Annotated in this window: 21 protein-coding genes and 1 tRNA gene; all 22 read left to right on the top strand. The window is 56.9% G+C overall.

From position 1 onward, the window contains the following. Nucleotides 1-133 precede the first annotated feature (133 nt). The 22 genes from Q1J43_RS12740 to Q1J43_RS12635 all read left to right on the top strand — a co-directional run bounded on the left by Q1J43_RS12740 (nucleotide 134) and on the right by Q1J43_RS12635 (nucleotide 21,398). On the top strand, nucleotides 134-1,651 hold the full coding sequence (locus tag Q1J43_RS12740; protein ID WP_301102868.1) for a CYTH and CHAD domain-containing protein: 1,518 nt from the start codon (nucleotides 134-136) through the stop codon (nucleotides 1,649-1,651). 87 nt (nucleotides 1,652-1,738) lie between these two features. Then, complete coding sequence (gene glmM / locus Q1J43_RS12735) at nucleotides 1,739-3,106, top strand: phosphoglucosamine mutase (protein ID WP_301102867.1); 1,368 nt, start codon at nucleotides 1,739-1,741, stop codon at nucleotides 3,104-3,106. A gap of 81 nt (nucleotides 3,107-3,187) precedes the next feature. Then, complete coding sequence (locus Q1J43_RS12730) at nucleotides 3,188-4,189, top strand: PstS family phosphate ABC transporter substrate-binding protein (protein WP_301102866.1); 1,002 nt, start codon at nucleotides 3,188-3,190, stop codon at nucleotides 4,187-4,189. Between the two features lie 62 nt (nucleotides 4,190-4,251). After that, a complete protein-coding gene (pstC, locus tag Q1J43_RS12725) occupies nucleotides 4,252-5,163 on the top strand; it encodes a phosphate ABC transporter permease subunit PstC (protein WP_301102865.1) in 912 nt (303 codons plus the stop codon). A gap of 1 nt (nucleotide 5,164) precedes the next feature. Continuing rightward, nucleotides 5,165-6,088 (top strand): phosphate ABC transporter permease PstA, encoded by a 924-nt coding sequence (gene pstA / locus Q1J43_RS12720; RefSeq protein ID WP_301102864.1) that lies wholly within the window; start codon nucleotides 5,165-5,167, stop codon nucleotides 6,086-6,088. A gap of 19 nt (nucleotides 6,089-6,107) precedes the next feature. Beyond that, nucleotides 6,108-6,902 carry a phosphate ABC transporter ATP-binding protein PstB gene (gene pstB / locus Q1J43_RS12715; RefSeq protein ID WP_301102863.1) on the top strand — a complete coding sequence of 265 codons (795 nt, stop codon included), beginning with the start codon at nucleotides 6,108-6,110 and terminating at the stop codon, nucleotides 6,900-6,902. 116 nt (nucleotides 6,903-7,018) lie between these two features. Next, on the top strand, nucleotides 7,019-7,774 hold the full coding sequence (gene tpiA, locus Q1J43_RS12710; protein ID WP_301102862.1) for a triose-phosphate isomerase: 756 nt from the start codon (nucleotides 7,019-7,021) through the stop codon (nucleotides 7,772-7,774). Between the two features lie 9 nt (nucleotides 7,775-7,783). Beyond that, a complete protein-coding gene (gene secG, locus Q1J43_RS12705) occupies nucleotides 7,784-8,155 on the top strand; it encodes a preprotein translocase subunit SecG (RefSeq protein WP_301102861.1) in 372 nt (123 codons plus the stop codon). Nucleotides 8,156-8,224: 69 nt separating this feature from the next. After that, a tRNA-Leu gene (locus Q1J43_RS12700) sits at nucleotides 8,225-8,309 on the top strand. A gap of 59 nt (nucleotides 8,310-8,368) precedes the next feature. Next, complete coding sequence (locus tag Q1J43_RS12695) at nucleotides 8,369-8,743, top strand: NADH-quinone oxidoreductase subunit A (RefSeq protein WP_301102860.1); 375 nt, start codon at nucleotides 8,369-8,371, stop codon at nucleotides 8,741-8,743. Between the two features lie 3 nt (nucleotides 8,744-8,746). Then, nucleotides 8,747-9,223 (top strand): NADH-quinone oxidoreductase subunit B, encoded by a 477-nt coding sequence (locus Q1J43_RS12690; protein WP_301102859.1) that lies wholly within the window; start codon nucleotides 8,747-8,749, stop codon nucleotides 9,221-9,223. A 26-nt stretch (nucleotides 9,224-9,249) separates the two neighbouring features. Beyond that, complete coding sequence (locus Q1J43_RS12685) at nucleotides 9,250-9,855, top strand: NADH-quinone oxidoreductase subunit C (RefSeq protein WP_301102858.1); 606 nt, start codon at nucleotides 9,250-9,252, stop codon at nucleotides 9,853-9,855. Beyond that, nucleotides 9,848-11,101, top strand: coding sequence for an NADH-quinone oxidoreductase subunit D (locus tag Q1J43_RS12680; protein ID WP_301102857.1), 1,254 nt, complete (start codon nucleotides 9,848-9,850; stop codon nucleotides 11,099-11,101). The genes Q1J43_RS12685 and Q1J43_RS12680 overlap by 8 nt, the downstream gene beginning before the upstream one ends. Next, on the top strand, nucleotides 11,101-11,574 hold the full coding sequence (gene nuoE / locus Q1J43_RS12675) for an NADH-quinone oxidoreductase subunit NuoE (RefSeq protein WP_301102856.1): 474 nt from the start codon (nucleotides 11,101-11,103) through the stop codon (nucleotides 11,572-11,574). Before Q1J43_RS12680 ends, nuoE begins: the two co-directional genes overlap by 1 nt. A 26-nt stretch (nucleotides 11,575-11,600) precedes the next feature. Continuing rightward, nucleotides 11,601-12,902, top strand: a complete 1,302-nt coding sequence (nuoF, locus tag Q1J43_RS12670; protein WP_301102874.1) for an NADH-quinone oxidoreductase subunit NuoF — start codon at nucleotides 11,601-11,603, stop codon at nucleotides 12,900-12,902. A gap of 9 nt (nucleotides 12,903-12,911) precedes the next feature. Next, nucleotides 12,912-15,242, top strand: coding sequence for an NADH-quinone oxidoreductase subunit NuoG (nuoG, locus tag Q1J43_RS12665; protein ID WP_301102855.1), 2,331 nt, complete (start codon nucleotides 12,912-12,914; stop codon nucleotides 15,240-15,242). A gap of 59 nt (nucleotides 15,243-15,301) precedes the next feature. Next, entirely contained in the window at nucleotides 15,302-16,348 is a 1,047-nt protein-coding gene (gene nuoH / locus Q1J43_RS12660) for an NADH-quinone oxidoreductase subunit NuoH (RefSeq protein ID WP_301102873.1), read from the top strand. 10 nt (nucleotides 16,349-16,358) lie between these two features. After that, a complete protein-coding gene (gene nuoI / locus Q1J43_RS12655) occupies nucleotides 16,359-16,847 on the top strand; it encodes an NADH-quinone oxidoreductase subunit NuoI (protein ID WP_301102854.1) in 489 nt (162 codons plus the stop codon). Nucleotides 16,848-16,861: 14 nt separating this feature from the next. Then, nucleotides 16,862-17,464, top strand: a complete 603-nt coding sequence (locus tag Q1J43_RS12650; RefSeq protein WP_301102853.1) for an NADH-quinone oxidoreductase subunit J — start codon at nucleotides 16,862-16,864, stop codon at nucleotides 17,462-17,464. 76 nt (nucleotides 17,465-17,540) lie between these two features. Beyond that, complete coding sequence (gene nuoK, locus Q1J43_RS12645; protein ID WP_301102872.1) at nucleotides 17,541-17,849, top strand: NADH-quinone oxidoreductase subunit NuoK; 309 nt, start codon at nucleotides 17,541-17,543, stop codon at nucleotides 17,847-17,849. A gap of 2 nt (nucleotides 17,850-17,851) precedes the next feature. After that, nucleotides 17,852-19,888, top strand: coding sequence for an NADH-quinone oxidoreductase subunit L (gene nuoL, locus Q1J43_RS12640; RefSeq protein ID WP_301102852.1), 2,037 nt, complete (start codon nucleotides 17,852-17,854; stop codon nucleotides 19,886-19,888). Between the two features lie 25 nt (nucleotides 19,889-19,913). Beyond that, nucleotides 19,914-21,398 (top strand): NADH-quinone oxidoreductase subunit M, encoded by a 1,485-nt coding sequence (locus Q1J43_RS12635; RefSeq protein WP_301102851.1) that lies wholly within the window; start codon nucleotides 19,914-19,916, stop codon nucleotides 21,396-21,398. Nucleotides 21,399-21,401: the final 3 nt, after the last annotated feature.

Genomic DNA, 21,401 nt, shown 5'->3' with positions numbered 1-21,401 from the left:
TAAAGGGAATTTGATGCAATTGCCCTGCAGGCAGTTTTTCGAACATGACAAGCAGCTGACTTCTCTGCTACGCTTGATGGGTGCTTGTCGAGTGACCAGGGGCTCACGCGTACAGCAAGGGAATGAAAAGCGAATGTCCAAGGAAATCGAGCTCAAATTACGTTTGTCACCGGCACAAGCGCGTCGCCTGCAGAGTTGCAAGGTGTTGTCCGGACTTCAGCCGCAAAAATATCGGCTGCTCAACACCTACTACGACACTCCGGATTTTGATCTGCGCCAGCGCGGCGTCGCCGTCCGTTTTCGGCGCAAGGGCTGGGCGGTCTGGCTGATGACGGTCAAGGCTGGTGCCCCCAGTGCGGGAGGTCTGGCGCAGCGCAGCGAATGGGAGGCGCCAACGCAGGCCGGGGTCTTTGATTTTTCCATCGTCACTGACGCTAAGTTGCGGGCGTTTCTGGCGTCACATCAGGCGCAGTTGCAAGCCGTCTTTTCGACCGATTTTACACGCACAACATGGATGCTGAATCAGGCCGGCGCGATCGTCGAACTTGCGCTTGACCGTGGCCGGATCAATGTGCCTGGCGTTGGCAAGGCGCCGCGGAGCGAGGCGCTGTGCGAGTTGGAACTGGAATTGCTCGAAGGCGAGTCGCCTGATCCTCTCTTCAATCTAGCAATCGCCTTGGCGGCTGACTTGCAGTTGCACCCCGAGATCGTCAGCAAGGCCGAGCGCGGCTATGCGCTGGCCGACGACGCCGCGGCCAATCCGGTCAAAGCCCTGGCCTCGTCTGTTGAAAAGAGCATGACACCGGTCGAGGCTTTCCGCTCCATTGCGCTGTCCTGCCTGATGCAGTTGCAGGGTAATGAAGCGGGGGCCATCGCCGGAGACAATCCGGAGTACGTCCATCAAGCCCGAGTCGCCATCCGCCGTCTGCGTTCGGCATTTAATCTCTTTACGCCGGTATTGAACCAGCGCTTTGTCGAGATTTATTCGTCACGCTGGAAGCAACTGGCCGGGGGGCTCGGGAGCGCGCGCGACTGGGACGTGTTTCTGACCGAGACCCTGGCGCCGCTCGAAGAGGCTTTCCCCGGGGATGCCGATCTGGCGGTGTTGCGAGCCCGCGGCGAGGCGACCAAGGCCAAGGCCCAGGCGTCGGCCGGTGTGGCCTTGAAGCAAAAGGCGTACAGCCAGCTTCTGCTAGCTTTTTCCGCGGCACTATTCCGGGTTGAACCGCCAACGATTGATGCGCAGTGCAAGTCGTCGGCTTTGAGTCTACGCAAGTTTGCCGTGCGTCGCCTGTATAAACGGGCGCAGATGATTGAACGGCTGGTGAGCGAACACGGCAAGATGAATGCCGAGCGGCGGCATGATCTACGCATTGCCTTCAAAAAGTTGCGCTATGCACTCGAGTTTTTTGCGCCGATCCTGCCGCGCAAGCGTCTTGCCGCCTGTCAGGCTTCCCTGGCAATGATTCAGAACCTGCTCGGTACGCTCAACGATCAGGTCACGGCCTCGCGCCTGATCAAGCAAATGCATCCCAAGAGCGATCCGGATCCGCTGAGCCGGGGTTGGATTGCCGGTCGAACCCAGCTTCTGGTTGCGGCCCTGAATGACGAACTGCGTGGCTTCACGGCCAGCAGGAAACCCTGGCCTTGAGCGGGCACGACCGCAGTAGACTACATTTCCTTTCAGTACAATGACGAGCTATAGCGTCCTGCCATTTCTGCAGGGCGGGGAGAAAAAATGACAAAAAAATATTTCGGCACTGATGGTATTCGTGGCCGCGTCGGGCAGACCCCAATAACTCCGGATTTCGTGATGCGTTTGGGCTATTCGGCGGGCAAGGTACTCGTCGCCGACGAGTTGGCACGGGGTAATCACAAGGCCGGCGAGCGCCCGGCGGTGCTGATCGGCAAGGACACGCGAATCTCCGGCTATATGTTGGAGGCGGCTTTGGAAGCGGGCTTCTCGGCAGCCGGGGTGGATGTCTGCCTGGTCGGTCCGATGCCAACGCCCGCCGTGGCTTATCTGACCCGTGCCTTGCGCTTGCAGGCTGGAATTGTCATTTCGGCCTCGCACAATCCATTCTACGATAATGGCATCAAATTCTTTTCGGCGCATGGCACCAAGCTGGAGGATGCGCTGGAAGCCCGGATCGAGGCCGGAATCGATTTGCCACTGGCTTGCGTCCAATCGGCCGATCTTGGCCGTGCGCGTCGTATTGACGATGCGGCTGGACGCTACATTGAGTTCTGCAAGAGCACGTTTCCGAATGATCTGGACCTGCGCGGGCTGAGAATCGTCGTCGACTGCGCCCATGGCGCGGCCTACCATATTGCGCCGCACGTTTTTCACGAACTTGGTGCCGAGGTGATCGCCATTGGCGCCGAACCCAATGGACTTAACATCAACAAGGAGGTCGGCGCGACGGCGCCTGCCGCCTTGAGCCAGGCCGTCCTGGCACAACAGGCCGATCTTGGCATCGCGCTCGATGGCGACGCCGACCGGGTGATGATGGTCGATGCCAGCGGCCAGATTTATGACGGCGATCAACTGCTCCTGGCGGTCGTGCGCAGTCGTTTGCGACAAGCGCCGGTGGCCGGTGTGGTGGGAACGCTGATGACCAACCTGGCTTTTGAACACGCCCTGACGCAGTTGAAGATACCGTTTGCGCGGGCCGACGTCGGTGATCGCTATGTGCTGGAAATGTTGCGCGACAAGGGCTGGCTGTTCGGCGGCGAAAACTCGGGCCACATTCTCTGCCTCGACCGGCACACCACGGGTGATGGCATCGTCTCGGCCTTGCAGGTGCTTTCGGCACTGCGCGAAGCAGGTGGCGATCTGTCGTCACTGCTTGGTCAGATGGTGCTGTATCCGCAGCTATTGATCAATGTGCCGCTGGTCAAGGGCTTTGCCTGGAAAGATCATCCGCTGATTGCCTCCGTTCTGCAGCAGGTTGAAGTGGCATTGGCGGGTGAGGGCAGGGTGCTGTTACGCGCTTCGGGAACCGAGCCGCTGCTGCGCGTCATGGTCGAGGGATGTGATGCAAAAAAGGTTCGGGCGGCGGCAGAAAAACTCGCTTCGGCTGTGCGCGAAGCGGTTTCATCGTGATGTAACAGAGCCGTAACGTACGCTCGCTATACTCGCCTTGTTGCACCTATTGTGGTGAGACTATCTAAGGAGAGAATATTCATGAAAATCACGAAATTTTCCGCCGTTTCAGCGCTGATGCTGAGCGCTGTTGCTGCCTCCGGGCTAGTTTATGCCGATGTCGCACTGGTCAAGGTTGACGGCTCGTCGACGGTTTATCCGATTACCGAGGCGGTTGCCGAAGACTTCCAGAAGTCCAAGAAGAACAGCATTCGCGTAACGGTTGGAATTTCCGGTACTGGTGGCGGTTTCAAGAAGTTCTGCCGTGGCGAGACCGACGTTTCCGATGCCTCGCGCCCCATCCTCAAGAAGGAAATGGATGATTGCAAGGCTGCGGGAGTTGAATACATGGAGTTCCCGATTGCCTATGATGCGCTGACCGTCGTCATCAACCCAAAAAACGACTGGATCAAGTCGCTGACCGTCGCCGAACTCAAGACCATCTGGGAACCGGGCGCGCAAGGCAAGATCACTAACTGGAAGCAGGTCAACCCGGCGTGGCCCGATCGTCCGCTCAAGTTGTTCGGCGCCGGAGCTGACTCGGGAACTTTTGATTATTTCACCGAAGCGATCAACGGCAAGTCGAAGTCCAGCCGTGGCGACTTTACTGCCTCAGAAGATGACAACGTCCTGGTCCAGGGCGTTGCGCGCGATGTCGGCGCCCTCGGTTTCTTCGGATTTTCCTACTACGAGGAAAACCACGATAAGCTGAAGGCTGTGCCGATCATCGAGAAGGATGGCAAGCCTGCCGTTCTGCCCTCCCTAAAGACGGTGATCGACGGCACTTACCAACCCCTGGCACGGCCGATTTTCATCTACGTCAATGTCAAGTCGGCCGACAAGCCGGAAGTCCGCGAGTTTGTCGAGTATTACATGAAGAACGGCGAGAAATTGGTCAAGGAAGTGAAGATCGTTCCGCTGCCTGCCAAGGCCTACGGCTATAACCTTGAACATTTCAGCAAGCGCGTCAAGGGCACAAAGTTCGGCGGCGAAAACAAGGTGGGCGTAACGATCGAAGATTTGATGAAGATGGAAGCCAAGTAAGCGTTTAAACCTAGGGGTTGTTGGTGAATTCATACGCAGCGACTGCCGAAAGGCTTGATGTCATGTCCGAACCCAGTGCTCGACTAAAAAAAGATCTGACACGCCATGTCAAGGAAAGGGTGATCGAAGCAATCCTCTTTCTTGCGGCCTTTGTCTCGGTTTTTACGACGACAGCGATTGTTTATATTCTGGTCAGCGAATCCTGGGTTTTCTTCCAGCACGTCCCTCTAGGGGATTTTCTCTTCGATACCCAGTGGACCCCGCTTTTTGACGATGCACACTATGGCATTATGGTGCTGCTCTCCGGGACCATTACCAGTTCGCTGGTCGCGCTGCTGGTGGCGATTCCTTTAGGCACGATCATCGCCATCTATCTTTCCGAGTTTGCGCCCTTCGCTGTCCGGGAAATCGCCAAGCCGTTTTTGGAGTTGCTCGGGGGCATTCCGACAATTATTTACGGCTACTTTGCCTTGCTGTTCCTGACCCCTTTGCTGCAGAAAGTCTATCCCGACCTGCCCGGATTCAATCTGCTGTCGGCGGGAATCGTCATGGGCATCATGATCATTCCTTATGTTGCCTCGCTCTCCGAGGATGCCATGCGCGCCGTACCAATGGCGCTGCGCGAAGGGTCCTACGCCACGGGCGCTACCCGACTGCAGACAGCCTTGTGGGTGGTGGTGCCGTCGGCCATTTCAGGCATTGCCTCGGCCTATATTCTGGGTGTTTCGCGTGCCGTCGGTGAAACGATGATCCTGGCCGTGGCTGGAGGCATGCAGCCCAATCTGACCTTCAATCCGGCCGAGCCCGGCGCGACGATAACGTCATTCATTGTCCAGGTGGCGCTCGGCGATTTGCCGCACGGCAGCATCGGCTACCAGACGATCTTTGCGGCGGGCCTGACGCTGATGCTGCTGACGCTGGTATTCAATCTGATTGGTTATTACATGCGCAAGAAGTACCGCGAGGCATATTGAAATGAACCAACAGGAATTGCAGGCCCTGCGCGCCATGATTGTTGCGCACAAACGCTGGGACACCCTGTTTGGCGTGATCGGAATCCTTGCGCTGATGCTCGGCTTGATGACCTTCGCCGCATTGTTTGCCGATATGGCGATCAATGGGCTGGGGCGCATCAGCGTTGATTTTCTGACCTCCTTTCCATCGCGGCGCGCAGCCAACGCCGGGATACTCTCGGCCTGGGTCGGGTCGGTGCTGGTGATGCTGGTGACCGCATTTGCTGCCGTACCCCTGGGCGTCGCCGCCGGTGTTTATCTTGAGGAGTACGCACCCAAGAACTGGATTACCGATATCATCGAAATCAACGTCTCCAATCTGGCCGGCGTGCCGTCGATCATCTATGGCTTGCTGGCGCTCGGCCTGTTCGTGTATACCTTCGGTCTCGGGCAAAGCATCCTGACTGCCGGGCTGACACTGGCACTGTTGATTCTGCCGGTGGTCATCGTCGCCACCCGTGAGGCGATCCGCTCGATTCCCCAGATCATCCGAGAGGGAGCCTACGCCTGTGGAGCGACGACCTGGCAGGTCGTCAGCGACCATATCGTTCCTTACTCCAGCGCTGGCATTCTGACCGGTGTGATCATCGGCATGGCGCGGGCTATTGGTGAAACAGCGCCGATCATTACCGTCGGCGCACTGACTTTTATCGCCTTCCTGCCGACGATGCCTTTTACGGGGGAGCTGCCGGCCGGCCCGTTTGACTGGTTGTTTGCCCCCTTTACGGTAATGCCGATCCAGATGTTCAACTGGACTTCTCGCCCGGAGGCGGCGTTTCTCAGCAATGCGGCCGCGGCAGGTTTTATTCTCGTTCTGATGACCTTGGCCATGAATGGTCTGGCCATCTGGTTGCGCTACCGCCTGCGCAAGAACATCAAGTGGTAAGAAACCAGGGATCAATTTAATGAATGCCATGACAGACAGGTACGAAACGCTATTGCCGCTCAAGGCCGAAGCACGCAATCTGAGTTTCTATTACGGAAATTTCCAGGCGCTCAAGAATATCAACATGCCGATCTATGAGAAAAAGGTGACCTCGCTGATCGGCCCCTCGGGTTGCGGGAAATCGACCTATCTGCGCTGCTTCAACCGCATGCACGATCTGTATCCTGGGAATCGCTACGAGGGCGCCATCGATTTTCATCCGGACCATACCGATCTGCTTTCAAAAAAAGTGGATCCGATCGAGGTTCGCATGCGCATCAGCATGGTCTTCCAGAAACCCAACCCCTTCCCCAAGTCGATCTACGAAAACGTTGCCTACGGCCTGCGCGTGCGCGGTGAAAATGCGCGTTCGGTAATTGATGACAAGGTCGAAGCAGCGCTGCGTGGTGCGGCGCTCTGGGGGGAGGTCAAGGACCGTCTCAAGGAATTGGGCGCCAACCTGTCGGGCGGGCAGCAGCAGCGTCTGTGCATTGCGCGCGCCCTGGCCACTGACCCTGAACTGATGCTGTTCGACGAACCAACCTCGGCGCTCGATCCGATCGCCACCGCCAGCATCGAGGAGCTGATCACCGAACTGAAGGAAAGGGTGACGATTCTGATCGTGACGCACAATATGCAACAGGCCGCACGCATATCGGACTACACCGCCTACATGTATATCGGCGAGATGGTCGAGTTTGGCGTGACCGATCAGATATTCATCAAGCCCAAGAGAAAAGAGACCGAGGACTATATCACCGGTCGTTTTGGCTAGACGGAGCCGCTTTCCCACAGCCACTTTTTTATGCTTCCGGAAAGACAGACGCCGGCTTTTTATTGACCAGGGGGACTCTGTCTGACTATAATTCGCCCTTTTTCGCGGGGTGTGCCATGCGCCAAAAGCTGGTAGCGGGTAATTGGAAGATGCACGGTGGGCTGAGAAGCAACCTGCAATTGCTTCAGGATGTCCTTGCTGGCGTAGCGGAGTTGCGTGGTATGACGGCGGCGGTTTGCGTCCCTTTCCCTTATCTGGCCCAGGCGCAGTCCGCCTTGACCGGAACCTGTCTGGCTTGGGGCGCACAGAATGTGAGTGAGCAGGCCCAGGGCGCCTTTACCGGCGAAGTCAGCGCAGCGATGCTACAGGATTTTTCCTGTCGTTATGTTCTTGTCGGTCACTCCGAGCGGCGAGCGATCTACGGGGAGTCTGATGTTCTGGTCGCCGAGAAGTTTGCTGCTGCACTGGCTGCCGGTTTGCATCCGATTCTCTGTGTCGGTGAAACGCTGGCCCAGCGTGAAGCAGGCCAGACCGTCGATGTGGTTTCGGCACAAATCGATGCCGTTCTGCAGCGCGTTGGCGTCGCCGCGTTCACCGACGCCGTCGTAGCCTACGAGCCGGTTTGGGCCATTGGTACCGGTCGTACGGCGAGTTCCGCGCAGGCCCAGGAAGTGCATGCAGCGATTCGCGCGCAGATTGCACGGGCTGACGCCAACGTGGCCGAAGGTCTGCAAATTCTGTACGGCGGCAGTGTCAAGCCGTCCAATGCACTTGAGTTGTTCGGCATGCCGGATATCGATGGCGGCTTGATTGGCGGTGCGTCCCTGGTAGCTGCGGACTTTCTGGCGATTTGTCGCGCAGCGGTTCAATAAAGAGGCAATATGGAATATCTGTTTTCTACAGTTTTGCTGATTCACATTCTGGCCGCAATTGGCGTCATCGGTCTGGTCCTGGTACAACATGGCAAGGGCGCCGATATGGGCGCGGCTTTTGGTAGTGGCGCCTCGGGCAGCCTGTTTGGCGCGACCGGGTCCGCTAATTTCCTGAGCCGGACGACGGCCGTGCTGGCGGCCGTGTTTTTCGTGACCAGCCTCTCCTTGGCCTACATTGCCTCAAACAAGCCAAAAACGTCTGGCAGTGTGATGCAGGATGCGGTAAGATCGCAGCCTGTTTCAGAGCCTGCGGCAGTCGGCGCTGACAAGGCTGGAAGCACCGTGGATTCTGGCTCGAAAACGAAGGATATTCCAAAGTAGGTGGGCAGCAAAGAAAGCGGTGGGGATTTGTTTTTCCTCGTTTGAGTCCCCGCCGTCTGACGTAGTAGTGCCGACGTGGTGAAATTGGTAGACACGCTATCTTGAGGGGGTAGTGACTTCGGTCGTATGAGTTCGAGTCTCATCGTCGGCACCAAGTGGAGTTACCCACTAAAGGGGACTCTGATCTGAACCTGTGCGATAGCGTGGCGGATCATGCTGGAAAACTATTTCCCGGTATTTGTCTTCATCCTGATTGGTATCGTCTTTGGCATTGCACCGGTCATCACCGGTCTGGTCGTGGCGCCGCATCGCCCGGATAGCGAAAAACTTTCGCCCTACGAATGCGGTTTCGAGGCCTTCGAAGACGCCCGCATGAAATTCGATGTGCGTTATTACCTTATCGCCATCCTGTTCATTCTGTTTGACCTTGAAGTAGCCTTCCTTGTCCCCTGGGCGACGATCTTCGGCGAGGTCGTGCGCACCGATTCGCTCAAGTGGTTCGGCTTTATCGAGATGTTGGTTTTCATTGCCATTCTGGTTGTCGGCTATGTCTATGCCTGGGCCAAGGGCGCTCTGGATTGGGAGTGAACGATGGGTATTGAGGGCATTCTCCAGGAAGGCTTCATCACCACGACAGCGGACAAGCTGATCAACTATGTGCGCACCGGCTCGATGTGGCCGATGAGCTTTGGTCTGGCCTGCTGTGCGATTGAAATGATTCATGCCGGCTGCTCGCGTTACGACCTGGATCGTTTCGGCATCGTTTTTCGTCCGAGTCCGCGCCAGTCCGACGTGATGATCGTTGCCGGCACCCTGACCAATAAGATGGCGCCGGCCATGCGCAAGGTCTACGACCAGATGGCCGAACCGCGCTGGGTGATTTCCATGGGTTCCTGCGCCAATGGGGGGGGCTATTATCACTATTCCTATTCGGTTGTCCGTGGATGCGATCGCATTGTCCCTGTCGACATCTATGTTCCCGGGTGTCCGCCGACGGCAGAGGCACTGATTTATGGCCTGATCCAGTTGCAGAACAAAATTCGCCGTACCAGTACCATCGCCCGCTAATCCAACCGAGAGTTCGGAGTCTTGAAATGTCCGCCAAGCTTGAAGTGCTTAGCCTGAACCTGCAAAAACATCTCGGTAAGCAAATCCGTTCGCAGCAAGTCGCCCTTGGCGAGATCACCATCGATGTCGATGTGGGCGATTATGTTGCCGTGATGACTACCTTGCGCGATGAGCCAGACTTGTGTTTCGAGGAATTGATGGATCTGTGTGGCGTCGATTTTTCGACCTATGCCAATGGGCAGTGGGCTGGAAAACGCTTTGCTGCGGTCAGTCATCTGATCTCGGTTGCGCACAACTGGCGTGTCCGTGTGCGCTGTTTTGCCACGGATGATAACTTTCCATCGATTCCTTCTGTCGTTTCGATCTGGAATTCGGTTAACTGGTTCGAGCGTGAAGCTTTTGATCTGTACGGTATTGTCTTCCCAGGGCACAACGATTTGCGGCGGATACTGACCGACTACGGATTTATCGGCCATCCCTTCCGCAAGGATTTCCCGATTTCCGGTTATGTCGAAATGCGTTACGACCCCGATCAGCAGCGAGTCATTTACCAACCGGTGACCATCGAGCCGCGTGAAGTTACGCCGCGGATTGTTCGCGAAGAGCGCTACGGGGAGGCAGACAATGCCTGATATCCAGAATTACACGCTTAACTTTGGGCCGCAGCACCCGGCAGCACACGGTGTGTTGCGCATGGTTCTCGAACTCGACGGTGAAGTCGTGATGCGCGCTGATCCGCACATCGGATTGTTGCATCGGGCAACCGAAAAGCTGGCCGAAACAAAAACCTGGGTGCAGTCTGTTCCGTACATGGATCGCCTCGACTACATGTCGATGATGTGTAACGAGCATGCCTATTGCATGGCTATTGAAAGAATGCTCGGCATTGAGGTGCCGATTCGCGCCCAGTACATTCGCGTCATGTACGACGAAATAACCCGCATCCTCAACCACCTGTTGTGGATAGGCGCGCACGGGCTCGATGTCGGGGCGATGACCATGGTGCTCTACGCCTTCCGTGAGCGTGAGGATCTGGTCGACTGCTATGAAGCCGTTTCCGGCGCCCGCATGCACGCGGCGTATTACCGACCGGGCGGCGTTTACCGCGACCTGCCGGACAGCATGCCGCAGTACCGCGAGTCAAAATGGAAGAGCGCGGCCGAGGTCAGAAAAATCAACGAAGTGCGTAGCGGTTCTTTGCTTGACTTCCTTGAGGACTTCGTCAAACGTTTTCCAAAAATTCTCGACGAATACGAAACACTGCTCACCGACAATCGCATCTGGAAACAACGCCTGGTCAATGTCGGCATCGTTTCTCCCGAGCGTGCCATGCAACTGGGCTTTACCGGACCGATGCTGCGCGGCTCGGGCATCGCTTGGGACCTGCGCAAGAAGCAGCCCTATGAAGTCTATGACCGTCTCGATTTCGATATCCCGGTCGGCGTCACCGGCGACTGTTATGACCGTTATCTTGTTCGCGTCGAGGAAATGCGCCAGTCCAATCGCATCATCCAGCAATGTATCGACTGGCTGCGTGTCAATCCGGGTCCGGTCATTACCGACAACTACAAGGTTGCGTCGCCGCCGCGTGCGAACATGAAGTCGAACATGGAGGAGTTGATCCATCACTTCAAGTTGTGCACCGAGGGTATGCACGTGCCTGAAGGCCAGGTTTACTCGGCCGTTGAGCACCCCAAGGGCGAGTTTGGTATTTATGCGATTTCGGATGGCGCCAACAAGCCGTACCGCCTGAAGATCCGCTCGCCGGGTTACGTCCACCTGTCGGCCATGGATGAACTGACGCGTGGCCACATGATCGCCGACGTGGTAACGATGGTCGGCACAATCGACATTGTTTTTGGCGAGATTGACCGCTAATGCTGACTACAGAATCCCTTAAGAAAATCGATCGCGAGATTGCCAAGTACCCGCCTGAGCAGAAACAGTCGGCTGTCATGGCGGCTCTGGCGATTGCCCAGGAAGAACAGGGCTGGCTGTCCTCCGAGGCGATCGAGTTTGTCGCCAACCATCTTGGCATGGCACCGATGGCGGCCTACGAGGTAGCCAGCTTCTACAATATGTACGACCTGAAGCCGGTTGGTAAGTACAAGTTGACGGTGTGTACCAACCTGCCGTGCATGCTCTCTGGCGGCGTTGATGCCGGCGAGTATCTCAAGCAGAAACTGGGCATTGGTTTCAACGAGACGACTCCCGATGGCCGCATCACGCTCAAGGAGGGCGAGTGCATGGGTGCCTGCGGTGACGCACCGGTGATGCTGGTCAATAACCGTCGCATGTGCAGCACCATGCTACCGGAGCAAATCGACAAACTGCTGGCGGAGTTCGAATAATGGCGATCCTCGGTGCACTCAACCCGATGCTCACCGTCGGACTTAACGGCGACAAGGCCTGGCGACTGGACGACTACGTCAAGCGCGATGGTTATTCGGCGCTGAAGAAGATTCTAGCCGGGAAAATGCCGCAGGATCAGGTGATCAACGAGGTCAAGAAGTCCGTCTTGCGGGGTCGCGGCGGCGCCGGCTTCCCGACCGGCCTGAAGTGGAGCTTCATGCCACGCGCCTTTTCGGGCGACAAGTACCTTGTCTGCAATTCCGACGAAGGTGAGCCGGGAACTTTCAAGGATCGCGACATCCTGCTCTTCAACCCGCATTCGGTTATCGAAGGGATGATCATCGCCGCCTATGCCATGGGCGCCGCGCGTGGTTATAACTATATTCACGGTGAGGTCTGGGAGGTCTACACCCGCTTTGAAGAGGCGCTGGACGAAGCGCTGGCGGCGGGGCTGCTCGGCAAGAACATCCTTGGTTCCGGCTTCGATTTCGAGCTTTTTGCCCATCACGGTTACGGCGCCTACATTTGCGGCGAAGAAACCGCGCTGCTTGAGTCGATTGAAGGCAAAAAGGGCCAGCCGCGCTTCAAACCGCCGTTTCCGGCCAGCTTCGGCCTTTACGGCAAGCCGACAACGATCAACAACACCGAGACTTTCGCTGCCATCCCGCTGATTATGAACCTTGGCGGCGAGGCCTACCTCGAATCGGGCAAGGCCAACAACGGTGGCACCAAGCTCTTTTCGGTTTCGGGACATGTCAACCGGCCGGGTAACTACGAAATTCCGCTCGGTACGCCTTTTCCGATCTTGCTCGAAATGGCCGGTGGTATGCGCGGCGGGCGCGAGCTCAAGGGCTGTATCCCCGGCGGTTCGTCGTCGCCGGTCGTGCCGGCCAGCATCATGATGGATTGCACGATGGACTACGATTCGATCAGCAAGGCGGGTTCGATGCTCGGTTCCGGTGCGGTCATTGTCATGGACGAAACGACCTGCATGGTAAAGGCGCTTGAACGCCTTTCCTTCTTTTACTACGAAGAGTCCTGCGGACAATGTACGCCGTGCCGCGAGGGCACCAACTGGTTGTACAGGATTGTCCATCGCATCGAGAACGGGCAGGGACGTGCGGACGATCTGGATCTGCTCGGCAGCGTCACCACCAACATCATGGGGCGTACCATTTGCGCACTCGGCGATGCTGCATCAATGCCCGTGCAGAGCTTTGTCAAGCATTTTCGCGACGAATTCGCTTACCACATTGAACACAAGAAGTGCCTGGTTCCGCCCGATATTCAGCGCGCGGGTAGTGGCTTCTTCAAGGCAACGGTCTAAGGCGGCGATATGCTAGACATTGAAATCGACGGAAAACAGGCGCAGGTGCCAGCAGGCAGCACTATCATGGATGCCGCCCAACTCGTTGGCGCGTACATTCCTCATTTCTGTTATCACAAGAAACTCTCGATTGCCGCCAACTGCCGGATGTGTCTGGTGCAGGTCGAAAAAGCGCCCAAGCCGATGCCCGCGTGTGCGACGCCGGTCACTAGCGGCATGAAGGTGTTTACCCATTCCGAGCTTGCCGTCACCGCCCAGAAGGGCGTTATGGAGTTTCTGCTAATCAACCACCCACTTGATTGCCCGATCTGCGACCAGGGGGGTGAGTGTCAGTTGCAGGATCTGGCGGTCGGTTACGGCGGCAGCGCGTCGCGCTACCAAGAAGCCAAACGCGTGGTTTTCCACAAGGACGTTGGCCCGCTGGTTTCGATGCAGGAAATGTCGCGTTGCATCCATTGCACGCGCTGTGTTCGTTTTGGCCAGGAAATTGCCGGCGTCATGGAACTCGGCATGGCCAACCGCAATATGCATTCGGAGATTCAAACCTTTGTTGGGCGCACGGTCGACTCCGAGCTTTCCGGCAATATGATCGATCTGTGTCCGGTCGGCGCGCTCACCTCCAAGCCCTTCCGTTATTCCGCACGCAGTTGGGAGCTGTCGCGGCGCAAGTCGATCAGCCCGCACGACAGCCTTGGTTCGAACCTGACTGTGCAGGTCAAGGACAATCGTGTTATGCGCGTTCTGCCGCGCGAGAATGAAGAAATCAACGAGTGCTGGATATCTGACAAGGACCGCTTTTCCTACGCAGGACTCAATTCAGCCGAGCGTCTGCAAAAGCCGATGATCCGGGTTGACGGCGCACTGCGTGAAGTCGACTGGAATGTCGCGCTGGACTACGTTGCGCATGCACTCAAGGACATTACCAAAACGCACGGTGGCGAAGCCATCGCTGCGCTGGGTTCAGCGCACTCCACCCTTGAAGAACTTCACCTGCTGCAGAAACTGACTCGCGGTCTGGGCTCAGGCAGTGTTGATTTTCGTCCGCGTCGCCGCGATTTTTCGGCTGATGGCAAGTTGGCCGGAACACCCTGGCTAGGGCTCAAGCTCGCGCAGATTGGGCAGCTTGACGCCGCGCTAGTGGTTGGCAGTTTCCTGCGCAAGGATCATCCGCTGTTTGCCCAGCGCCTGCGCCAGTTGGCCAGGAAATCGGGCAAGGTCAGCCTGATCTCGGTCACTGGCGATGATCCGTTGATCAGTCTGCATGCCCAGCTTACGGTTTCACCAGAGGAGTTGACGCGGGCCCTGGCCGCTGTCGTCAAAGCCGCGGCGCAGTTGACGAATACAGCGCTTCCGGCCGGCCTGGAATCAATTGAGCCTTGTGCAACAAGCCAGTTGATCGCACAGAGCTTGCTGGCTGGCGAACAACGCGCCATCTTCCTCGGCAACGTTGCCGAGCAAAGCGCACAGGCTGCCCAGTTGCATGCTTTGGCAGCAGAACTGGCCAGGCTGACCGGCGCCAGTTTCGGCTTCATCGGCGAAGCGGCAAACAGCGTCGGCGGCTATGTCGCCAAGGCCTTGCCGACAGCGCTCAACGCCTACGAAATGTTCGCTCAGCCGCGCCAAGCCTATGTCCTGCTTGGCGTCGAACCTGAACTGGATTGCTATAACCCGCAACAGGCCGTGGCCGCGCTCAAACAGGCCGCGCTCGTCGTCATGCTGACGCCATTCAAGCCCAATGCCGCGCTTGATTATGCTGACGTGCTGTTGCCGACAACGCCCTTCACCGAAACCTCGGGAAGCTTCGTCAACTGCGAAGGTCGGGTACAAAGTTTCAACGGTGTGGCGCGCCCGCTTGGTGACGCCCGTCCGGGCTGGAAGGTGCTGCGTGTGTTGGGTAATGTCCTGGCCATTGACGGATTTGATTACGATTCCAGCGAACAGGTCCGTGACGAAATACTTGCCCCGGATAGTCTCTTTGTCGACGGTCTAGATAACGGCATCAACGGTCTGTCGTTTTCACTTGGCGCTGTGACTGCCGGCCTGCAGCGCATTGCCGAAGTGCCGATTTACTTTGCCGATCCGTTGGTGCGGCACAGCGACGCGCTGCAGCAGACGCGAGACGCCGCGGCACCGACCGCGCGCATGTGCGCGGCAACCCTGGCGCAGACGGGTATCACCGATGGTGCCCAGGTTCGCGTCAGGCAGGGGCAGGCTGAAGCATTGCTGACCGCCAGGGCAGATGAGTCCGTACCGCCTGCTTGTGTCCGCGTTGCGGCAGCACACGCATCGACGGCAACGCTCGGTGACATGTTCGGTGCGATTAACGTGGAGCGTGCATGATGGTCGAGACGCTGCAGCAACTGTTGCCGGGTTTCCTGATTCCGTATTTCAATGCGCTGATGCAATTGGGTCACAATTTCTTTGGCGCACTCTGGCCGGATATCCTGACTGTCGTGTGGACGGTGATCAAGGTCATGCTGATCATTGCCCCGCTGCTTTTGGTTGTCGCCTACGTGACCTTCTGGGAGCGCAAGGTTATCGGCTGGATGCAGGTGCGCATTGGTCCGAATCGCGTCGGTCCGTGGGGGCTGATTCAGCCGATTGCCGATGGTCTGAAGCTGATGCTCAAGGAGGTCGTGATACCGGCCGGCGCCGACAAGTCGGTCTTCCTGCTGGCGCCGGTCTTTGCCTTTGCCCCGGCGCTGGTCGCCTGGGCCGTTATCCCGTTCAACGATGTGCTGGTTGTCGCCAACGTCAATGCCAGCCTGCTCTATGTCATGGGCGTAACCTCGATCGGGGTTTACGGAATCATGCTTGCCGGTTGGGCGTCCAATTCCAAGTATGCGTTTCTCGGTGGCATGCGTTCTGCTGCGCAGCTCATTTCATATGAAGTTGCAATGGGCCTGGCGCTGGTTGTCGTGCTGATGGTTTCAAACAGTCTCAATCTCGGCGACATCGTCAAAAGCCAGGGCCAGGGTCGCTTTGCCGAGATGGGCCTCTCCTTCCTGTCGTGGAACTGGTTGTCGCTGTTGCCGATGTTCGGGGTTTACGTGGTTTCCTGCGTCGCTGAAACCAATCGCGCACCGTTTGATATGGCCGAAGGCGAATCCGAAATCGTCGGCTACCACGTCGAATATTCGGGGATGGCCTTTGCCGTCTTCCAGTTGGCGGAATACTCAGCCATGCTGATGTGCTCGACATTGATTTCGCTGCTGTTTCTCGGTGGCTGGCTGTCGCCGGTGAGATTTTTGCCGGACAGCATTTTCTGGTTGTTCGCAAAAATAGCCGCATTCGTATTTTTCTTCTTCTGGATTCGCGCTACTTTCCCGCGTTATCGCTACGACCAGATTATGCGGCTGGGCTGGAAGGTTTTCATCCCTCTTTGTCTGGTCTGGCTGGTCATTGTCGGTTGCTGGATGATGTCGCCGTGGAACATCTGGAAGTGAGAGGCTAGTCATGGGTTCGATGAAGAATGTTTTCAACAGCCTCCTGCTCAGGGAGCTGTTCAAGGGAATGTCGGTGACCGGACGTTATATGTTCGCGCGCAAGATCACCGTTCAGTATCCCGAGGAAAAGACGCCACAGAGCTTCCGGTTTCGCGGCTTGCATGCCTTGCGTCGCTATCCGAATGGCGAGGAACGCTGCATTGCCTGCAAGCTCTGTGAGGCCGTTTGCCCAGCGCTGGCCATCGTCATCGAATCCGCTGAACGCGATGACGGTTCGCGGCGCACGACGCGCTACGACATTGATCTGAGCAAGTGCATCTTCTGCGGCTTTTGTGAAGAAGCCTGTCCCGTTGATGCGATCGTCGAGACCCGGGTTTTCGAGTACCACGGTGAAAAGCGTGGCGATCTTTACTTTACCAAGCCGATGTTGCTGGCCAACGGCGATCGTTATGAAAATGAGATCGCCGAAGATCGCCAACTTGACGCGAAATACCGCTAACAGGCGCCGACACGATGGAATTCAAGACCTTCGTTTTTTATTTTCTTTCCACCATTTTGGTGTACGCCAGTTTGCGGGTTGTAACCTTGCGCAATCCAGTTCATGCGGCACTGCATCTCATTCTTGCTTTTTTCAGTGCGAGCGGCGTGTGGATCCTGTTGCAGGCTGAGTTTCTCGCTATTGCACTGGTGCTCGTCTACGTCGGTGCGGTGATGGTTTTGTTTCTGTTCGTCGTCATGATGCTCGATATCAACATCGATCGTCTGCGCGAAGGCTTCTGGAGTTACCTGCCCTTGGGCTCAATCATCGCATTGTTAATGCTTGCCGAAATGAGCCTGGTGCTTGGCGGCAGCTATTACGATCTGTTCGAGAGCAACGTCCCGCAGGCTGAGTCGGGTTACAGCAATGTCAAGGCGGTTGGCCGTCTGTTATTTACCGACTACGTTTATCCATTCGAACTGGCCTCGGTTATCCTGCTGGTCGGCATTGTCGCGGCAGCGGCGCTGACCCTTCGTGGCAAGCGCAAGACCAAATCGGTCAGTCCGGGACAGCAGGTGTTTGTCAAGGCGAAAGACCGCGTACGCGTACTGAAAATGCCTGCCGAGCAGCGTGACTAAAATCAGTGGATTGTGAATATTAAGAACACGACGTGGCGGCGCCTGTCGCTGCATTTGCAGAAAGAACCAGGGAGGCATCTTGCTTACACTGTCCCATTTTTTGATACTAGGCGCGATTCTTTTTGCGATCAGCATCGTCGGAATTTTCCTTAACCGGAAGAATCTGATCATCATTTTGATGTCGATTGAGCTGATGCTGCTTGCGGTGAACATGAACTTCATCGCTTTTTCGCATTACATGCAGGATTTGGCTGGACAGGTTTTCGTCTTCTTCATTCTGACCGTTGCTGCTGCCGAATCGGCGATTGGTCTGGCGATTCTCGTCGTGCTCTTCCGTAACTTGAAGACCATCCACGTGGATGATCTGGACAGCCTGAAGGGTTGAACATGGATATGCATTCGCTCTACCTTCTGGTTCCCCTGGCCCCCTTGGTTGGGGCGGCTATCGCCGGCCTTTTCTGCCGCGTGATCCCGCGCTGGATGGCGCACACCGCCGCCATTTCAGGCGTGGCGATTGCCTTTGTCGCGTCGCTGTTCATCTTCCTCAGTGTGCGTGCCGGGCACACCTTTAACGGCCCGGTATACCAGTGGCTGAGTTCGGGTGACTACACCTTTGAAGTCGGTTTCCTGATTGATCAACTGACGGTCACCATGATGCTGGTCGTCACCTTCGTCTCGTTGATGGTGCATATCTATACCATCGGTTATATGCAGGACGACCCGGGCTATAACCGCTTTTTCAGCTACATCGCCTTGTTCACCTTCTCTATGCTGATGCTGGTGATGAGTAACAACTTCATGCAGCTGTTCTTCGGCTGGGAAGCCGTCGGCCTGGTTTCCTACCTGCTGATCGGCTTCTGGTACACCCGGCCGACGGCGATCCTCGCCAACATGAAGGCTTTTCTGGTCAACCGGGTCGGTGACTTCGGTTTCATCCTCGGTATCGGCCTGGTGCTAGCCAACTTCGGATCGCTTGACTACAAGACGGTGTTTGACAATGCCCCGTCGCTGGCCGATGCAACGATCACGCTCTACGCCGGCTGCGCGGGGGGAACCGTTTCGCTGATGAGCGCCACCTGCATTCTGCTGTTCATCGGCGCCATGGGCAAGTCGGCACAGGTTCCGCTGCATGTCTGGCTGCCTGATTCGATGGAAGGCCCGACGCCGATTTCCGCGCTGATCCACGCGGCGACCATGGTCACCGCCGGTATCTTCATGGTCGCGCGCATGTCGCCGCTGTTCGAACTGTCCGATACGGCACTCTCCTTCGTCATCATCATCGGCTCGATCACCGCGCTGTTCATGGGTTTTCTCGGCATCATCCAGAACGACATCAAGCGCGTGGTGGCCTACTCGACACTCTCGCAACTCGGCTACATGACTGTTGCACTGGGCGTCTCGGCCTATTCGGTGGCGATTTTCCACCTGATGACCCACGCCTTCTTCAAAGCGCTGCTGTTCCTCGGCGCCGGCTCGGTGATCATCGGCATGCACCATGACCAGGACATCCGCAACATGGGCGGCCTGCGTAAATACATGCCGATTACCTGGTTGACCTCGCTGATCGGCTCACTGGCGCTGATCGGAACTCCCTTCTTCGCCGGGTTCTACTCAAAAGACTCGATCATCGAAGCGGTCTCGCTGTCGCACATCGCCGGTTCCGGGTTCGCCTACTTTGCGGTGATGGCCGGCGTCTTCATCACCGCCTTCTATTCATTCCGCATGTATTTCCTGGTCTTCCATGGCGAGGAGCGTTTCGGCAAGGCGCATGAGGATCATGCCGATGGTGACCTTGACGAGGAAGAAGTCTCGCCCGATCATCATCACGGCCTTGCGCCGGGTCAAAAACCGCACGAAACCCCGTGGGTCGTAACCCTGCCGCTCGTTCTGCTGGCCATTCCGTCGGTGATGATCGGTTACCTGACCATTGAGCCGATGCTTTACGGCAATTTCTTCAAGGATGCTATTTTCATCAACGCCGAAGCGCATCCGGTGATGGAGGAACTGGCGCATGAATTCCACGGCGCTTTTGCCATGACCATCCACGCTCTCAGTTCGCCGGTGTTCTGGCTGGCTTTTTCCGGCGTCGCCTTGTCGTGGTTCTTCTACCTGAAGCGTCCGACGATCCCGGTGGCGATCAAGGCGGCATGCGGCCCGATCTATGCCGTTCTCGAAAATAAATACTACTTCGACAAGTTCAACGAGGTGGTCTTTGCCGGTGGTGCACGCTTGCTCGGCAAGGGTTTGTGGAAGGGTGGCGATGAAGGCGTGATCGACGGCCTGTTCGTTGGTGGCACTGTGCGCGGGGTTGGCCTGGTCGCGATGATGGTGCGCCTCTTCCAGTCGGGACACATTTACCACTATGCCTTCACAATGATCTTTGGTGTTTGCGCGCTGCTTTCATTCTGGCTCTTGCGCGCCTGAACTGTATTAAGAGACTGGGAACGATATGTCAGGTACACCGCTTCTCTCCTACGCCATCTGGGTTCCGATTGTCGCTGGCTTTTTCGTGCTGGCTACCGGATCGGATCGCAATGCCCCCTTGGCGCGAATGCTCGCCCTGCTCGGTTCGGTTGCCGGCTTGCTGGTCACCATTCCGCTGTACACCGGTTTTGACATGACGACGCCGGACATGCAGTTCGTCGAGCTGTCGGAGTGGATTCCAGGCTACAACATCAATTACAACCTGGGCGTCGACGGCATTTCGATGCTATTCGTGATACTCAACAGCTTCATCACGGTCATTGTCGTGCTCGCCGGATGGCAGGTCATCACCACCAAGATTGCCCAGTACAACGCCGCTTTCCTGATCATGTCGGGCCTGCTCAACGGCATTTTCACCTCGCTCGACGGCATGCTGTTTTACATCTTTTTCGAGGCATCGCTGATTCCGCTCTATCTGATCATCGGTGTCTGGGGCGGGCCGAGGCGTGTTCATGCCGCGTTCAAGTTTTTCCTCTTTACGCTGATGGGCTCGCTGCTGTTCCTGATTTCGCTGATCTATCTTTATATCCAGTCGGGCGGCAGCTTCTCGATTCTCTTATGGCATAAGATGACAATCGCGATGGTTCCGCAGATGTGGATATTCTTCGCCTTCCTTGTCGCTTTCGCCGTCAAGGTGCCGATGTGGCCGGTGCATACCTGGCTGCCGGATGCCCACGTCGAAGCGCCGACCGGCGGCTCGATCGTGCTGGCGGCGATCGCGCTGAAACTCGGGGCCTACGGTTTCCTGCGTTTTTCGCTTCCGATCCTGCCCGATGCCTCACACGAACTTTCCGGGTTGATCGTTGGCCTATCGCTGATCGCCATCGTCTATATCGGCTTGGTTGCGCTGGTTCAGGAAGACATGAAAAAACTGGTCGCCTACTCGTCGATCGCGCACATGGGCTTTGTCACGCTCGGCTTCTTCATGTTCAGCGCACTTGGCCTTGAAGGCGCGCTGGTACAGATGGTCTCGCATGGCTTCATTGCTGGCGCCATGTTCTACTGCATTGGTGTGATGTATGACCGTGTTCATTCACGCAAGATTATCGATTATGGCGGCGTGGTCAATACCATGCCCAAGTTCGCCGCCTTTTTCATGCTGTTCGCCATGGCCAACGCCGGCCTGCCGGCGACCTCGGGTTTCGTCGGTGAATTCATGGTCATTCTGGCGGCGGTCAAGTTCAACTTCTGGGTCGCCTTCGCGGCGGCGACGACGATGATCGTTGGTGCTGCTTATACGCTCTGGATGTACAAGCGCGTGGTCTTCGGCACGGTCGCCAATCACCATGTAGCCGAGCTTTCCGACATCAATGCCCGCGAATTCCTGGTCCTGGCGCTGCTCGCCCTTGGCGCGCTGGGCATGGGCCTCTACCCGCTACCTTTCACTGAAGTCATGCACAGTTCGGTCACTGAGCTGCTGCGTCACATCGCCGTAAGCAAGATCCTATAATTG

The organism is Propionivibrio sp. (genome assembly GCF_029255185.1).
Lineage (GTDB): Bacteria > Pseudomonadota > Gammaproteobacteria > Burkholderiales > Rhodocyclaceae > Propionivibrio.
The sequence above is the reverse complement of the archived record's forward strand: the minus strand, read 5'-3'. Positions and strand labels throughout refer to the sequence as shown.

What these genes read in the sequence shown, in the direction of transcription:
- nuoL (WP_301102852.1), top strand. Translation starts at nt 17,852, where the DNA reads ATGGATATGCATTCGCTCTACCTTCTGGTTCCCCTGGCCCCCTTGGTT.
- Q1J43_RS12685 (WP_301102858.1), top strand. Translation starts at nt 9,250, where the DNA reads ATGTCCGCCAAGCTTGAAGTGCTTAGCCTGAACCTGCAAAAACATCTC.
- nuoH (WP_301102873.1), top strand. Translation starts at nt 15,302, where the DNA reads ATGCAATTGGGTCACAATTTCTTTGGCGCACTCTGGCCGGATATCCTG.
- glmM (WP_301102867.1), top strand. Translation starts at nt 1,739, where the DNA reads ATGACAAAAAAATATTTCGGCACTGATGGTATTCGTGGCCGCGTCGGG.
- nuoE (WP_301102856.1), top strand. Translation starts at nt 11,101, where the DNA reads ATGCTGACTACAGAATCCCTTAAGAAAATCGATCGCGAGATTGCCAAG.
- Q1J43_RS12730 (WP_301102866.1), top strand. Translation starts at nt 3,188, where the DNA reads ATGAAAATCACGAAATTTTCCGCCGTTTCAGCGCTGATGCTGAGCGCT.
- Q1J43_RS12695 (WP_301102860.1), top strand. Translation starts at nt 8,369, where the DNA reads ATGCTGGAAAACTATTTCCCGGTATTTGTCTTCATCCTGATTGGTATC.
- Q1J43_RS12740 (WP_301102868.1), top strand. Translation starts at nt 134, where the DNA reads ATGTCCAAGGAAATCGAGCTCAAATTACGTTTGTCACCGGCACAAGCG.
- tpiA (WP_301102862.1), top strand. Translation starts at nt 7,019, where the DNA reads ATGCGCCAAAAGCTGGTAGCGGGTAATTGGAAGATGCACGGTGGGCTG.
- nuoI (WP_301102854.1), top strand. Translation starts at nt 16,359, where the DNA reads ATGGGTTCGATGAAGAATGTTTTCAACAGCCTCCTGCTCAGGGAGCTG.
- secG (WP_301102861.1), top strand. Translation starts at nt 7,784, where the DNA reads ATGGAATATCTGTTTTCTACAGTTTTGCTGATTCACATTCTGGCCGCA.
- Q1J43_RS12680 (WP_301102857.1), top strand. Translation starts at nt 9,848, where the DNA reads ATGCCTGATATCCAGAATTACACGCTTAACTTTGGGCCGCAGCACCCG.
- nuoG (WP_301102855.1), top strand. Translation starts at nt 12,912, where the DNA reads ATGCTAGACATTGAAATCGACGGAAAACAGGCGCAGGTGCCAGCAGGC.
- pstB (WP_301102863.1), top strand. Translation starts at nt 6,108, where the DNA reads ATGAATGCCATGACAGACAGGTACGAAACGCTATTGCCGCTCAAGGCC.
- pstA (WP_301102864.1), top strand. Translation starts at nt 5,165, where the DNA reads ATGAACCAACAGGAATTGCAGGCCCTGCGCGCCATGATTGTTGCGCAC.
- Q1J43_RS12690 (WP_301102859.1), top strand. Translation starts at nt 8,747, where the DNA reads ATGGGTATTGAGGGCATTCTCCAGGAAGGCTTCATCACCACGACAGCG.
- Q1J43_RS12635 (WP_301102851.1), top strand. Translation starts at nt 19,914, where the DNA reads ATGTCAGGTACACCGCTTCTCTCCTACGCCATCTGGGTTCCGATTGTC.
- Q1J43_RS12650 (WP_301102853.1), top strand. Translation starts at nt 16,862, where the DNA reads ATGGAATTCAAGACCTTCGTTTTTTATTTTCTTTCCACCATTTTGGTG.
- pstC (WP_301102865.1), top strand. Translation starts at nt 4,252, where the DNA reads ATGTCCGAACCCAGTGCTCGACTAAAAAAAGATCTGACACGCCATGTC.
- nuoF (WP_301102874.1), top strand. Translation starts at nt 11,601, where the DNA reads ATGCTCACCGTCGGACTTAACGGCGACAAGGCCTGGCGACTGGACGAC.